Origin of the sequence: Streptomyces sp. NPDC093071, assembly GCF_044754545.1 — a bacterium.
Classification (GTDB): domain Bacteria; phylum Actinomycetota; class Actinomycetes; order Streptomycetales; family Streptomycetaceae; genus Streptomyces.
On sequence record NZ_JBIVPH010000001.1, the window covers coordinates 1004938 to 1018992 of the forward strand.

The following is a 14055-nucleotide window of genomic DNA, read 5'->3' on the forward strand; positions in this document are numbered from 1 at the left end:
CTCCCGGTCGGCGGGAAGGGGCCCCGGCACCGCTCATCAGTGCTTGTAGTGCTTGATCGAGGAGTCCTTGGCCGCCTCGTCGGCGAACTTCTGGATCTTCTTGATCGTCTCGGCCGGGGTGGCGCGGCCGGCCATCATCTCGCCGATGCCGGCGACACCGATCTTCTCCTTCTGGAGGGCGACGTACCAGTCCTGGAGGCGCGGGTTGACGACGTTCTGGCCGGCCTTCTCCAGGGCGGCGACGCCGGACTTCAGGCCCGGGGAGAGCTCGATGCCGTCGGTGCCGCCGTTGAGGGCGGTCAGGGACTTCACGGACTGCGTGAAGTTCTTGGAGGAGGCCTCGCTGAGCATGATGCGCAGCTGCTCCATGCCGCCCTCGGCGTTCTTCGCCTTGGCCGGGACGATGAAGGGCTCGCCACCGGCGGCCCAGATGGTGCCGAACGGCATCTTGTCGGAGGCGTCGAGGCCGGTCGGGCCGGAGACGGCCAGGGCGAAGTCGGCCGGCATGGTCTTCGCGGCCTCGTTCTCGACCCAGGAGCCGTTCGGGATGAACAGCGCCTTGCCCTCGGTCCAGGCGGTCTGCGACTGGATGTGGTCGAGGCCGGGCGTGCCCTTGAGGATGTAGCCCTTCTGGACCAGCTCGTAGTACGCCTCGAAGCACGCCTTGACGGCCGGGTGCTCCCAGGCCTTGGGCTCCAGGTTGTCGATGGCGTCGAGGACCTCGCGGCCGCCGACCTTGCCGATCATCGGGTAGAGCGAGAAGGGGACGTAGTACGGGTGCTTGCCCGCGTACGTCCAGGCGGCGATGCCCTTCTTCTTGGCCTTCTCGCAGACGGCCAGCATCTCGTCCCAGGTCTCCGGGTACTTCGCGTCGAGCGAGTCGAGGAGCTTCTGCGAGTACCAGACGCCGTAGACGGTGTAGGCGTAGTTGAGGATCCAACACTGCTCGCCGTCGAACTGGCCCATCTCGACGATGCCGGGCCGCAGGGTGTCGCGGACCTTCTTGCTCGGGTCGTCGATCGACGGCGCGTCGAGCAGCGGGGTGAGGTCGGCGAGCTGCTTCTGGCCGACCAGGACGCCCATGTCCATCTGCTCGGCGCCGGAGTTGTCGATGAGGTCCGGCGGGGTACCGCCGTTGAAGCGCGGCTGCAGCGTGGTGGTGATCTTCTGGGTCGGGGTGAACTTGACGCTGGCCTTGGGGTAATTCGTCTCGTAGACCTTGATCGCGTCCTTGGCGTACTGCTGTCCGAATCCGCCGTCGAAGAGGACGAAGTCGAGCGGTGCCGACTCGTTCACGCCGAGCGGGTTCTTGTCGGACTTCGTACCCTTCTCGACCTTTCCGTTGCCACCGCTGTCACTGCTCGCACAGGCGGACAGGAACCCCATGGTCGGTACGGAGATCAGACCGATAGCGGCGGAACGCTTGATCAGATCGCGACGGCCGAGGCCCTCATTGGTCTGTGCGGAGGTGGATCCCATGCTCAAGTCCTCGCCTTCATTCAGGACTCAGGCGGTGTACCGGTCGCCCGTTCTCACTCGCCTCAGGCGAAGGGCCCCGCCACCGCGGTCATTTGCAGCCGGGTCGTGCACGCGTCGGTCCGTCGTCGATGGATACGACGGGCTGGACGCGACAGGTATAGTCCACTTCCCTTCGACTGAGCAAGATCGAAAGCAGGTTTCGACAACCATCTTTCCCGAGTTGAGACCTGCGGGATAACCACGCTGGATCTGCGGCGTTTCGTCCAACCATCCGTCCGGCGACACCCTTGACACGGGTCCGGAACTACCCGTACGGGGGCCGCGACACGGCCCCGACGGCGCGGCCCGGAGACGCCGAGGGCAAAGGGGGCATACCGCCGGACCGAAACGGTTGTGTCCTGAGCGAAACAGTTGTGTCACAGACCTCCGGTGGGATGAAGGTTCGATGAGAACGATCCGCAATCATGGGGGTCCCGCCGCAGCGCGCCCGGACGAAGGGCGCGGCGGCGCCTTCCTCATTCCGTACGGATCTGGAGTACATACGTGGCCAAGACTTCCGGCCTGAACCGCACGGGCACCCTGTCCCGTATCACCGTCGCCGCGGTGACCGCCGCGCTCGTCGGCACCACCACCGCCGCCGTCGCGGCCGACGCGCCGCCGTCCTTCACTCCCGTCGCCGAGCAGTCCTCGAACGCGACCGCCTTCGCGGCCGCGGCCGTCCCGACGCCGCGCAACTACCTCTACGGCGTCGACAGCGCGGGCACCATCTGGGGCTACAAGCCGGTCGGCGGGGGCGTCATCCAGCGCCAGGCGGACAACTCCGGCACCGGCTGGACCTCGCACAAGCACTTCACCCAGGTCGACCTGGACGGCAACGGCGGCTCCAACGGCTTCTACGCCGTCCGCAGCGGCCGTCTGCACTACACCGACGTGGGCGCGCCGCGCGACCTCGGCGGCGGCTGGCAGATCTACAACGAGATCATCTCCGCCGGCAACACCGGCGGTGCCGTGTCGGACGACCTGATCGCCCGCGACGGCTCCGGCGTGCTGTGGCACTACCTGGGCTACGGCAACGGCAACCTGGCCCCGCGTTACCGGGTCGGCAGCGGCTGGAACGCCTACACCCAGATCGCGGGCAAGGGCGACCTGACCCGCGACGGCAAGGCCGACCTCGTCGCCCGCGACAAGGCCGGCGTGCTGTGGCTGTACAAGGGCACGGGCAACTACAAGGCGCCCTTCAGCTCCCGCACGCGCATCGGCAGCGGCTGGAACCTCTACAACGCCCTCGTGTCCACGGGTGACCTGAACTTCGACGGCGTCGCGGACCTCGTCGCCCGCGACAAGGCCGGCGCGCTGTGGCTGTACAAGGGCACGGGCAAGGCCTCGGCCCCGTACAGCGGCCGCGTGCAGATCGGCACCAAGGGCTGGAACGGCTTCCGCGAGCTGTTCTGACCGTCCCGCCCGTGAACCGGTGAGTCGATGAGCCGATGAGCCGGTGAACGGCGACACGAAAGGGCCCCGCTCCTCCTCCGAGGAGCGGGGCCCGCTTCGTGCCACTGGATCCGGGGTCAGCCGCGGATCAGGTTGCGGAGCACGTACTGCATGATGCCGCCGTTGCGGTAGTAGTCCGCCTCGCCGGGGGTGTCGATGCGGACGACCGCGTCGAACTCGACGCCGGTGTCGGTGGTGACCTTCACCGTGCGCGGCGTGGTGCCCTCGTTGAGCTCCTCGATGCCCGTGAAGGAGAAGGTCTCCTCGCCGGTCAGGCCGAGGGAGTCGGCGGACTGGCCCTCCGGGAACTGGAGCGGCAGGACGCCCATGCCGATGAGGTTCGAGCGGTGGATGCGCTCGTACGACTCGGTGATGACGGCCTTGACGCCGAGCAGCGCGGTGCCCTTGGCGGCCCAGTCGCGGGACGAGCCGGAGCCGTACTCCTTGCCGCCCAGGATGACGAGCGGGGTGCCCTGCTCGATGTAGTTGCGGGAGGCGTCGTAGATGAACGACACCGGACCGCCGTCCTGGGTGAAGTCGCGGGTGTAGCCGCCCTCGGTGCCCGGCGCGAGCTGGTTGCGCAGGCGGATGTTGGCGAAGGTGCCGCGGATCATGACCTCGTGGTTGCCCCGGCGCGAGCCGTAGGAGTTGAAGTCGCGACGCTCCACACCGTGCTCGGTGAGGTACTTGCCGGCCGGGGTGTCGGCCTTGATGGCGCCGGCCGGGGAGATGTGGTCGGTGGTGACCGAGTCGCCCAGCTTGGCCAGGACGCGGGCGCCCGTGATGTCGGAGACCGGGGTGGTCTCCATCGTCATGCCCTCGAAGTACGGGGGCTTGCGGACATAGGTGGACTCGGCGTCCCACTCGAAGGTGTTGCCGGTCGGGATCGGCAGCGCCTGCCACTGGGCGTCGCCCGCGAAGACGTCCTGGTAGGACTTGTTGAACATGTCCTCGCCGATGGCGTTGGCGACGACGTCGTTGACCTCGGCCTCGGTCGGCCAGATGTCCGTCAGGTAGACCGGCTTGCCGTCCTGGTCGGTGCCCAGGGCGTCCTTGGTGATGTCCACCTTCATCGAACCGGCGAGGGCGTACGCGACGACCAGCGGCGGGGAGGCCAGGTAGTTCATCTTGACGTCGGGGTTGATGCGGCCCTCGAAGTTCCGGTTGCCGGAGAGGACCGAGGTGACCGCGAGGTCGTGCTCGTTGACGGCCTTGGAGACCTCCTCCGGCAGCGGGCCGGAGTTGCCGATGCAGGTGGTGCAGCCGTAGCCGACGAGGTTGAAGCCGACCTTGTCGAGGTACGGGGTGAGGCCCGCCTTGTCGAAGTAGTCGGTGACGACCTTCGAGCCCGGGGCGAGGGTGGTCTTGACCCACGGCTTGCGGGTCAGGCCCTTCTCCACGGCCTTCTTCGCGACGAGCGCGGCGGCGACCATGACGTACGGGTTCGAGGTGTTGGTGCAGGAGGTGATCGCGGCGACGGTGACGGCGCCGTGGTCGATCGTGTAGGTGGAGCCGTCGGGGGCGGTCACCTCGACCGGGTTCGACGGGGTCGAGCCGGCGATGGCCGGGGAGTCGGAGGCCGGGAAGGACTCCTGGCCCGCCTCGTCGACGCTGTCGACGTAGTTGCGGACGTCCTGCTTGAACTGCTCGGCGGCGTTCGCCAGGACGATGCGGTCCTGCGGGCGCTTCGGGCCGGCGATGGAGGGGACGACCGTGGAGAGGTCGAGCTCCAGCTTCTCGGAGAAGTCGGGCTCGGCGGCCGGGTCGAGCCAGAGGCCCTGCTCCTTGGCGTACGCCTCGACGAGCGCGACCTGCTGCTCGGAGCGGCCGGTGAGCTTGAGGTAGTTCAGGGTCTCGCCGTCGATCGGGAAGATCGCGGCGGTGGAGCCGAACTCCGGCGACATGTTGCCGATGGTGGCGCGGTTCGCCAGGGAGGTGGCGGCGACGCCCTCGCCGTAGAACTCGACGAACTTGCCGACGACGCCGTGCTTGCGCAGCATCTCGGTGATCGTGAGGACCAGGTCGGTGGCGGTGGTGCCGGCCGGCAGCTCGCCGGTCAGCTTGAAGCCGACGACGCGCGGGATGAGCATGGAGACCGGCTGGCCGAGCATCGCGGCCTCGGCCTCGATGCCGCCGACGCCCCAGCCGAGCACGCCGAGGCCGTTGACCATGGTGGTGTGCGAGTCGGTGCCGACGAGGGTGTCGGGGTACGCCTGGCCGTTGCGGACCATGACCGTGCGGGCCAGGTGCTCGATGTTCACCTGGTGGACGATGCCGGTGCCGGGCGGGACGACCTTGAAGTCGTCGAAGGCGGTCTGGCCCCAGCGCAGGAACTGGTAGCGCTCCTTGTTGCGGCCGTACTCCAGCTCGACGTTCTGGCCGAAGGCGTCCTTCGTGCCGAACTTGTCGGCGATGACCGAGTGGTCGATGACCAGCTCGGCCGGGGAGAGCGGGTTGACCTTCGCCGGGTCGCCGCCGAGCTCCTTGACGGCCTCGCGCATGGTGGCGAGGTCGACGACGCAGGGCACACCGGTGAAGTCCTGCATGATCACGCGGGCCGGCGTGAACTGGATCTCCTGGCTCGGCTGGGCCTGCGAGTCCCAGTTGCCGAGGGCCCGGATGTGGTCGGCGGTGATGTTCGCGCCGTCCTCGGTGCGGAGCAGGTTCTCCAGGAGGACCTTCAGGCTGTAAGGGAGGCGCGCGGAGCCCTCGACCTTGTCCAGCTTGAAGATCTCGTACGACTCGTCGCCCACGCGCAGCGTGCTGCGGGCGTCGAAGCTGTTCGCCGACACGACAGTCTCCTTCATCAATGTGCGCGTACTACCGTCATGCTGCCGCCACGACCCCTCGCGGATCCGTTAAGGTAAGGCTAAGTTAGGTAACCCTTACCGGCCGGGCGGCCACGGTGCGCCGTAAGCAGTTATCTCGATGTCGAGATAACTCTAGTGCATCCCCGTCGCCCGGTCATGCCCGGGCGCCCGCGAAGTGTCGGGACGGCGCGCCGGGGAAGTCCGTCGTGCCGTCTTCCCGGCGGGCCCGGACCGCGCGAACACGAGCACGTCCCGGCGCTCGTCACCGATCCGCAGCCACCCCTCCAGCATCCCCTCCCGCCGGAAACCCACGCGCTCGGCGACCCGCACCGAGGCCGTGTTCCAGGGCTCGACGTGGAGCACCAGGCGCGGGAGGCCCAGCTCGGACAGGGCCCAGTCGGCGACGGCGGCGAGCCCGGTGGCGGCGGCACCCCGGCCCCGGGCGGAGGCGACGACCCAGTACCCCAGGGCGGCCTCCTCCCCGTCCGGCCAGAGGCCGACGGTGCCGACGGGCCGCCCGCCGGGGTCCACGAGGACGAAGGGGTAGCCGGTGCCGCTCGCCGCCCGCTCCCACTGGCACTCCACGAAGGCTCGCCCCTCGGCCTCGGAGTACGGGGAGGGCACGGTCGTGACGAGCGGGATGTACGGGTCGTCCGCGGCCTCCCGGACGAGGTCGAGGTCGGACAGGCGCCACGGCCGGAGGGCGAGGCCGCCGGGGGCGGCGAGGTCGGGCACGCGCAGGGCTCGTTCCATACGGGCATCCTGCCGCGCGGGGCGGCGGACCGCCCGCGCCCCGTACGGACGAGGCCCGCCGCCCGTACGGACGCACACGACTGGCCGCCCCGGCGCGGGGGGCCGAGGATCGGATCATGTTCAGCGGCGTGCACGTGACCTTCTACAGCCGGGACGCGGAGGCGGACCGCGCCTTCCTCCAGGACGTCTTCGGGTTCGAGCACGTGGACGCGGGGGGCGGCTGGCTCGTCTTCAAGCTGCCGCCCGCCGAGATCGCGATGCACCCCACGGAGGGCGAGCCGGGGCACGAGGTGTACCTGATGTGCGACGACCTCACCCGCACCCTGACGGCCCTGGAGGACCGGGGGGCGGAGATCTCACGGGCCATCAGCGACCGGGGCTGGGGGCTGCTCGCGGCCGTCCGGCTGCCGAGCGGCACCGAACTCCCCCTGTACGAACCGCGTCACCCGACCGCGCACGGTCTTTCACCCTGACGGCCCACCCCGGGTCCGATCTTCATCTCATATCTGAGATAACGTGACGCCATGGCAGACGACTACCTCGTACGCATCGGCAGGCTCATCCGTGACGCCCGGCAGCACCGCGGCTGGACCCAGACGCAACTCGCCGAAGCACTGGCCACGAGCCAGAGCGCCGTCAACCGGATCGAGCGCGGCAACCAGAACATCAGCCTTGAGATGATCGCCCGGATCGGCGAGGCCCTCGACAGCGAGATCGTGTCGCTGGGGTACGCGGGCCCCATGCACCTCCGGGTCGTCGGCCGCCGCCGGCTCTCCGGCGCCATCGACGTCAAGACCAGCAAGAACGCCTGTGTCGCGCTGCTGTGCGCCTCGCTCCTCAACAAGGGCCGCACGGTCCTGCGCCGGGTCGCCCGCATCGAGGAGGTCTTCCGGCTCCTGGAGGTCCTCAACTCCATCGGGGTGCGCACCCGCTGGATCAACGAGGGCGTGGACCTGGAGATCGTCCCGCCGGCCGAGCTGGACATGGAGTCCATCGACGCCGAGGCCGCGATCCGCACCCGCTCGATCATCATGTTCCTCGGCCCGCTGCTGCACCGCATGGACCGCTTCCGGCTGCCGTACGCCGGCGGCTGCGACCTCGGCACGCGCACGATCGAGCCGCACATGATCGCCCTGCGCCGCTTCGGCCTCGACGTCACGGCCACCGAGGGGATCTACCACGCGCAGGTCGAGCGCTCGGTCACCCCCGGCCGCCCGATCGTCCTGACCGAGCGCGGCGACACGGTCACCGAGAACGCGCTGCTGGCCGCCGCCCGGCACGACGGCACGACCGTCATCCGCAACGCCTCCTCCAACTACATGGTCCAGGACCTCTGCTTCTTCCTGGAGGCGCTGGGCGTCCGGGTCGACGGCATCGGCACCACCACCCTGACCGTGCACGGCGTGCCGCAGATCGACGTGGACGTCGACTACTCCCCCTCCGAGGACCCGGTCGAGGCGATGAGCCTGGTGGCCGCCGCCGTCGTCACCGAGTCGGAGCTGACGATCCGCCGGGTGCCGATCGAGTTCATGGAGATCGAGCTCGCGGTCCTGGAGGAGATGGGCCTCGACCACGACCGCTCGCCCGAGTACACCGCCGACAACGGCCGCACCCGCCTGGTCGACCTGACGGTCCGCCCCTCCAAGCTGGAGGCGCCGATCGACAAGATCCACCCGATGCCGTTCCCCGGCCTGAACATCGACAACGTCCCCTTCTTCGCGGCCATCGCGGCCACGGCGCAGGGCAAGACCCTGATCCACGACTGGGTCTACGACAACCGGGCCATCTACCTCACCGACCTCAACCGCCTCGGCGGCCGCCTCCAGCTCCTCGACCCCCACCGCGTCCTCGTCGAGGGCCCGACCCGCTGGCGCGCCGCCGAAATGATGTGCCCCCCGGCCCTCCGCCCCGCCGTGGTCGTCCTCCTCGCGATGATGGCCGCCGAGGGCACGTCGGTCCTCCGGAACGTGTACGTCATCAATAGGGGGTACGAGGACCTGGCGGAGCGGTTGAACTCGATCGGGGCGCAGATCGAGATCTTCCGGGACATCTGAAGCACCGTCAGGTCAACTCGGCTGAACCCCCTCTGACCTGCGAAAATGCAGGGCAGAGGGGGTGCGGCGGCGCCTATGGGACTTCTCTGGGACTTTGCGCCCCACCTCGGCGTCCTACAGGACTGCGGATTCAGCACGATCGCGATGCGCCCGCCCATACCCGACACGGGCCGGTCTGGACTCCATAGCGGTCCGCGTCAACGTCGATCTCTCCAGACCGCGACCACGGACGGTCGCGGGATGCTGCCCGGACCGTCGGGCCAGTGCGAGGCCGGGTTCTCGGTGGTGGCGCCGTCGAGTTCGCCGGGGTGCTGGGCGGCGATCAGGATGCGGTCCTCGGTGATGATCGGGCCGCAGGTCTCGGCGCCGACCGGGACGGTGAGGAACTGCTTGACGTGGCCGCGCTCGGAGCCCTTGAGCGGGACGGCGAAGAGGCCGTCGTTGGAGCCGAGGGCGTTGCCGTCGGTGGCGAGCCAGAGGTTGCCGTGCTCGTCGAAGGCGATGTTGTCGGGGCAGGAGATCGGGCTGACCCGGCTCTTGTCGTAGCCGGCGAAGTAGGTGGAGGGGTCGGCGGGGTCGCCGCAGACCAGGACCAGGCGCCAGCCGAAGGCGAGCGAGGCGGCGTCGGAGCGGCGCTCCTCCAGTTCAAGGATGTGGCCGTGCTTGTTGCCCGTGCGGGGGTTGGCCTCGTCGGGGCCGGCCTTGCCGGTGGCGCCGCGGTCCTTGTTGTTGGTGAGGGCGACGTAGACGCGGCCGGTCGTCGGGTGCGGCTCGACGTCCTCGGGGCGGTCCATCTTGGTGGCGCCGACCTTGTCGGCGGCCAGGCGGGTGAAGACGTACACTTCCTCGGCGGTCATGCCGGGCACGTGCGACGTGGTGCCGCTGGCGAGCGGGATCCACTTGCCGCTGCCGTCGAAGGAGTCGTCCTCGGGGAGCGTTCCGGTGCCGTCGATCTCGGCGGCGGGGCTGTCGCCGGTGAACCGGGCGACGTACAGGGTGCCCTCGTCGAGCAGGCGCATGTTGTGGGCGCGGGCGGCGGGACTGTTGCCCTTCCGGTAGGCGTGCTTGGAGACGTACTTGTAGAGGTAGTCGAAGCGCTCGTCGTCGCCCATGTAGAGGGCCACGCGGCCGTCGTGGGTCAGGCGGGGTTCGGCGGCCTCGTGCTTGAAGCGGCCGAGCGCGGTGCGCTTGCGGGGGACGGAGTGCGGGTCGTACGGGTCGATCTCGACGATCCAGCCGTGGCGGTTGGCCTCGTTGGGCTCCTTGGCGAGGTCGAAGCGGTCGTCGAACCGCTCCCAGCCGCGAGGGCTCGCGCCCTTCGGCAGGCCGTAGCGGGCGAGGCGCTGCTGCGCGACCGGTTCGGTGACGGCGGCGGCGTTGGCGAAGTACTGGTTGAAGTTCTCCTCGCCGGACAGGACGGTGCCCCAGGGGGTGATGCCGCCGCCGCAGTTGTTGAGGGTGCCGAGCACGAACGTGCCGGTCGGGTCGGCGACGGTCCTGAGCAGTTCGCTGCCGGCGGCAGGGCCGGTGAGGCGGAAGGGGGTGGTGGCGGTGATCCGGCGGTTGAGGGTGTCGGTCACCGGCCACAGCCGTCCGGAGCGCTGGTCGGCGCGGACGACGAGGACGGTCAGGCCGTGGGCGGCCCAGGCGGTCTCGACCTGCTCGCGGGTCGGGTTGGCCGGGTCGTAGCCGAAGAACATGATCTCTTCGTCGGTGTACTCGTGGTTGACCACGAGCAGCTGGTGGCCGCGGCCCCGGGGCGCGTCCAGGAGGGCCATGTAGTCGCAGTTGTAGCCGAACTGCATGGCCTGGGCGCGGGCGGACTGGTTGCGGGCGTCGAACCGCGGCGCGCCGGGGAGGACCGGGTCGCCCCAGCGGATGACGACCTGCTGGGCGTAGCCCTCGGGGACGGTGACGGCGTCGGCGGTGTTCGGGGCGACCGCCTGGAAGTCGAGGCCGCGCGGCGGGCGGCCGTGTCCTCCGTGCCGGGCGGGGTCGGCGGCGGCCGGGGCGGCGGTGAGTCCTGCGGCGCCGGTGGCCATGGCCAGGACGGTCGCGCCCTTGAGGATGCTGCGGCGGGACATGGTCTGGCGGACGACGTCGCCGAAGTAGGTGTTCAGCGAGCGGTTGGGGGCCTCGTGGGAGCAGGCGTTGCCGCACCGGTACTGGCAGGTCAGCGCCGACCGTGAGGTGTTGTGGCTGGGCAGCAGCGGCAGCTCGGTGCGCCGGCTGTCGCGGTCGCCGGGTACGGGCTGGTCGGGCACGGTTCCTCCACACGCAAGGGGAGACGGGACGGTCCTGCCGCCGAGGACATAGGCGGTCATCGATGGAGGACGCTAGGCGGCGGATGCCCGCACCACATGGACTGAAGGGTGAACTCCGGCCGAACAGTGAAAGGAGGGCACCATGGGCAACCCTCTCTAACATCATGATTCATCTATATAGATGAACGGCTATCGTTCATTCGGGAGGGGCCTCTCGTACACCGGGTGTTCACATAGACAGCCTTCGATCTAGTTGTCCGAAACGGGGCGCGCCGCGCACCGGATCCAGAAGGCCGGGGTATCCGGCAGACACGAGGGTCGAGAGTCGTGAACATTTCCACTTCGCTGCGCCGGGTCAAGGCTCCCCTGGCGCTGACGGCTGCTGTGATGCTGGCCGCGAGTGCGTGCGGTGGCGGCGACGCGGGTTCGAAGGGCGACGGGGGCGAGGGCGGCAACGGCAAGGAGCTGTCCGGCAAGGTGCTGATCGACGGTTCCAGCACGGTCGCCCCGCTGTCCAGCGCGGCGTCGGAGCTGTACGCCGAGGAGCAGTCCAAGGTCCAGGTCACGGTGGCCACTTCCGGCACCGGCGGCGGTTTCAAGAAGTTCTGCGTCGGCGAGACGGACATCTCCGACGCCTCCCGTCCGATCAAGGACGAGGAGATCAAGACCTGTGAGCAGAACAACATCAAGTACGAGCAGTTCGCCGTCGCCAACGATGCGCTGAGCGTGGTCGTCAGCAAGGACAACACCTGGGCGAAGTGCCTGACGGTCGCGCAGCTGAAGAAGATCTGGGAGCCCGGCTCCAAGGTGAACAACTGGAACCAGGTCGACCCGAAGTTCCCGAACGAGCCGCTGAAGCTGTTCGGTCCGGGCACCGACTCCGGCACCTTCGACTACTTCACCGACGAGATCAACGGCGAGGAGGGCGCCTCCCGCACCGACTACAGCGGCAGCGAGGACGACAACGTCATCGTCACCGGCGTCTCCGGCACCAAGGGCGGCCTGGGCTACTTCGGCTTCTCCTACTTCGAGGAGAACAAGGACAAGCTGAAGGCCGTCGCCGTCGACGGCGGCAAGGGCTGCGTGGACCCGAGCGCCACCGCCGTCCAGGACGGCACGTACAGCCCGCTCGGCCGACAGCTGTTCATCTACCCGTCCGACGCCGGCCTGAAGAAGCCGCAGGTCCTCGACTTCGTCGAGTTCTACGTCAAGAACCACAAGAAGATCGCCGAGGACGCCCAGTTCATCCCGCTCAACGCCCAGCAGGAGAAGGACCTCCAGGCCGCCCTCGACAAGCTCAAGGCAGCCGCCAAGTGACGAGCTCCACCAGCCCGTCCGCCGCAGGGACCGGTACGCGGTCCCTGCGGCGGGCCCGCCCGCGCTACGGCGAGGCCGTGGTCAAAGCCCTGCTGCTGGCGTCCGCGCTGGTCTCGGTCGCCACCACCGTCGGGATCGTCATCTCACTGATCCCGCCCGCGGTGGGCTTCTTCCAGCAGGTCAGTCCGGTGGAGTTCTTCACCGGCACCGAATGGACCCCGCTCTTCGCCGACAAGAAGTTCGGCGTGCTGCCGCTGGTCGCGGCCACCCTCGTCATCACCGGCATCGCGCTGCTGGTGGCGATCCCCGTCGGCCTCGGCGCCGCGATCTACCTCAGTGAGTACGCCAACCCCCGCGTCCGCAAGGTCCTCAAGCCCAGCCTGGAGGTCCTCGCCGGCATCCCCACCGTCGTCTACGGCTTCTTCGCCATGGCGTTCATCACCCCGATCCTCCAGGACGTCCTGCCCGGGGGCTGGCACCCCGAGGTCCGCAACGGCCTCTCCGCCGGCCTTGTCATGGGCGTGATGATCGTGCCGACGATCGCCTCGCTCACCGAGGACGCCCTGTCGGCGGTGCCGCACTCCCTGCGCGACGGCGCCTTCGCCCTCGGCTCCGGCAAGCGCACGGTCTCCGTCCGCGTCGTCGTCCCCGCCGCACTGTCCGGCATCGTCGCCGCCTGCGTCCTCGGCATCTCCCGCGCGGTCGGCGAGACCATGATCGTGCTCATCGCGGCCGGCTCACGGCCCGAGTTCACGTTCAACCCGCTGCACGAGATGGAGACGATGACCGCGTTCATCGCCCGCGCCGCGTCCGGCGACGTGCCGGTGGGCTCGATCGCGTACGACACGATCTTCGCGGTCGGCGCCCTGCTGTTCACCGCCACCTTCCTCATGAACCTGATCAGCATCCGTCTGGTGCGCAAGTACCGGGAGGTGTACGAGTGACCACCGCCCCCACCCAGGCGCCCGCACCCGCCAGGAAGCCCGAGCGCGGCCTGCTCGCCGGGCCCCGGTTCCGGCCCGGCGAGACGCTGTTCCGCTGGTTGCTCCTGGCCTGCCTCGCGGTCGGCATCGTCTTCCTCGTCTCCCTGCTGGCCTACGTCCTCATCGAGGCGTGGCCCCGCATGGACCCGAGGCTGTGGGAGAACTTCCCCTCCATCCGCCGCCCCGAGCGGGCCGGCGCCCAGTCCGCCATTTTCGGCACGCTCTGGGTGATCTCCTTCACCGCGCTGTTCTGCCTGCCCACCGGCATCATGGCGGCGATCTACCTGGAGGAGTACGCCGATCCCGACCGCTGGTACAACCGGCTGATCGAGCTGAACATCCAGAACCTGGCCGCGGTGCCCTCGATCATCTACGGCATCCTCGGACTCGGCCTGCTGGCCCGCCAGTTCGCCCTCGGCACGACGGTCCTGACCGCCGCGCTCACCCTGTCGCTGCTCGTGCTCCCGGTCGTCGTCATCGCCTCGCGCGAGGCGATCAGGGCCGTACCGCAGTCCATCCGGCAGGCGTCCCTGGCGCTCGGTGCGACCCAGTGGCAGACGGTCCGCCGCCAGGTGCTCCCCGCCGCCGTGCCCGGCATCGCGACCGGCTCGATTCTCGCCCTGTCCCGCGCGATCGGCGAGGCCGCCCCGGTCATCATGCTCGGCGCGGTCACCTTCGTGATGTTCAACCCCGAGGGCCTGCAGAGCTCCTACACCGTGCTGCCGGTCCAGATCTACAACTGGATCAGCCAGTCCCGCGAGGAGTTCCACCACCTCGCCGCGGCCGCGATCATCCTGCTCCTCGCGATCCTCCTGCTGATGAACGCCGCCGCCATCTGGCTCCGCAACCGCTACTCCCGCCGCTGGTGACCCCCATGACCTCCCCGACCACCACTCCATCACCA

Annotated in this window: 10 protein-coding genes; 6 read left to right on the forward strand and 4 right to left on the reverse strand. The window is 69.2% G+C overall.

Features of this window, described 5'->3' with window-relative positions:
* Positions 1–36: 36 nt before the first annotated feature.
* The gene (gene ngcE / locus ACIQD7_RS04210) at positions 37–1479 is read right to left on the reverse strand and encodes an N-acetylglucosamine/diacetylchitobiose ABC transporter substrate-binding protein (RefSeq protein ID WP_121831249.1); all 1443 of its coding nucleotides are present in this window, start codon (positions 1477–1479) and stop codon (positions 37–39) included.
* 543 nt (positions 1480–2022) lie between these two features.
* Here ngcE and ACIQD7_RS04215 point away from each other — a divergent pair.
* Complete coding sequence (locus ACIQD7_RS04215) at positions 2023–2931, forward strand: FG-GAP repeat domain-containing protein (RefSeq protein ID WP_402439225.1); 909 nt, start codon at positions 2023–2025, stop codon at positions 2929–2931.
* A 116-nt stretch (positions 2932–3047) separates the two neighbouring features.
* Here ACIQD7_RS04215 and acnA read toward each other — a convergent pair whose 3' ends face one another.
* Together acnA and ACIQD7_RS04225 are read right to left on the reverse strand one after the other, a co-directional pair.
* Positions 3048–5762, reverse strand: coding sequence for an aconitate hydratase AcnA (gene acnA / locus ACIQD7_RS04220; RefSeq protein ID WP_402439227.1), 2715 nt, complete (start codon positions 5760–5762; stop codon positions 3048–3050).
* A 150-nt stretch (positions 5763–5912) separates the two neighbouring features.
* Positions 5913–6533, reverse strand: a complete 621-nt coding sequence (locus ACIQD7_RS04225; protein ID WP_402439229.1) for a GNAT family N-acetyltransferase — start codon at positions 6531–6533, stop codon at positions 5913–5915.
* 116 nt (positions 6534–6649) lie between these two features.
* On the opposite strand from ACIQD7_RS04225, the gene ACIQD7_RS04230 reads away from it, so the two are divergent.
* Together ACIQD7_RS04230 and ACIQD7_RS04235 are read left to right on the forward strand one after the other, a co-directional pair.
* Positions 6650–7006: a VOC family protein gene (locus ACIQD7_RS04230; RefSeq protein ID WP_121831253.1), complete on the forward strand. Its 357-nt coding sequence runs from the start codon at positions 6650–6652 to the stop codon at positions 7004–7006.
* Between the two features lie 51 nt (positions 7007–7057).
* On the forward strand, positions 7058–8587 hold the full coding sequence (locus ACIQD7_RS04235; protein WP_121831254.1) for a UDP-N-acetylglucosamine 1-carboxyvinyltransferase: 1530 nt from the start codon (positions 7058–7060) through the stop codon (positions 8585–8587).
* A gap of 197 nt (positions 8588–8784) precedes the next feature.
* On the opposite strand, the gene ACIQD7_RS04240 is transcribed toward ACIQD7_RS04235, so the two are convergent.
* Complete coding sequence (locus tag ACIQD7_RS04240; protein WP_376600739.1) at positions 8785–10851, reverse strand: PhoX family phosphatase; 2067 nt, start codon at positions 10849–10851, stop codon at positions 8785–8787.
* Positions 10852–11178: 327 nt separating this feature from the next.
* On the opposite strand from ACIQD7_RS04240, the gene ACIQD7_RS04245 reads away from it, so the two are divergent.
* From ACIQD7_RS04245 to pstA, 3 genes are read left to right on the forward strand one after another with little or no spacing between them, the layout of a single operon-like run.
* A complete protein-coding gene (locus ACIQD7_RS04245; RefSeq protein WP_376600738.1) occupies positions 11179–12168 on the forward strand; it encodes a PstS family phosphate ABC transporter substrate-binding protein in 990 nt (329 codons plus the stop codon).
* Positions 12165–13112 carry a phosphate ABC transporter permease subunit PstC gene (gene pstC, locus ACIQD7_RS04250; RefSeq protein WP_402439232.1) on the forward strand — a complete coding sequence of 316 codons (948 nt, stop codon included), beginning with the start codon at positions 12165–12167 and terminating at the stop codon, positions 13110–13112. Before ACIQD7_RS04245 ends, pstC begins: the two co-directional genes overlap by 4 nt.
* Positions 13109–14020 (forward strand): phosphate ABC transporter permease PstA, encoded by a 912-nt coding sequence (gene pstA, locus ACIQD7_RS04255; protein WP_402439234.1) that lies wholly within the window; start codon positions 13109–13111, stop codon positions 14018–14020. The genes pstC and pstA overlap by 4 nt, the downstream gene beginning before the upstream one ends.
* Positions 14021–14055: the final 35 nt, after the last annotated feature.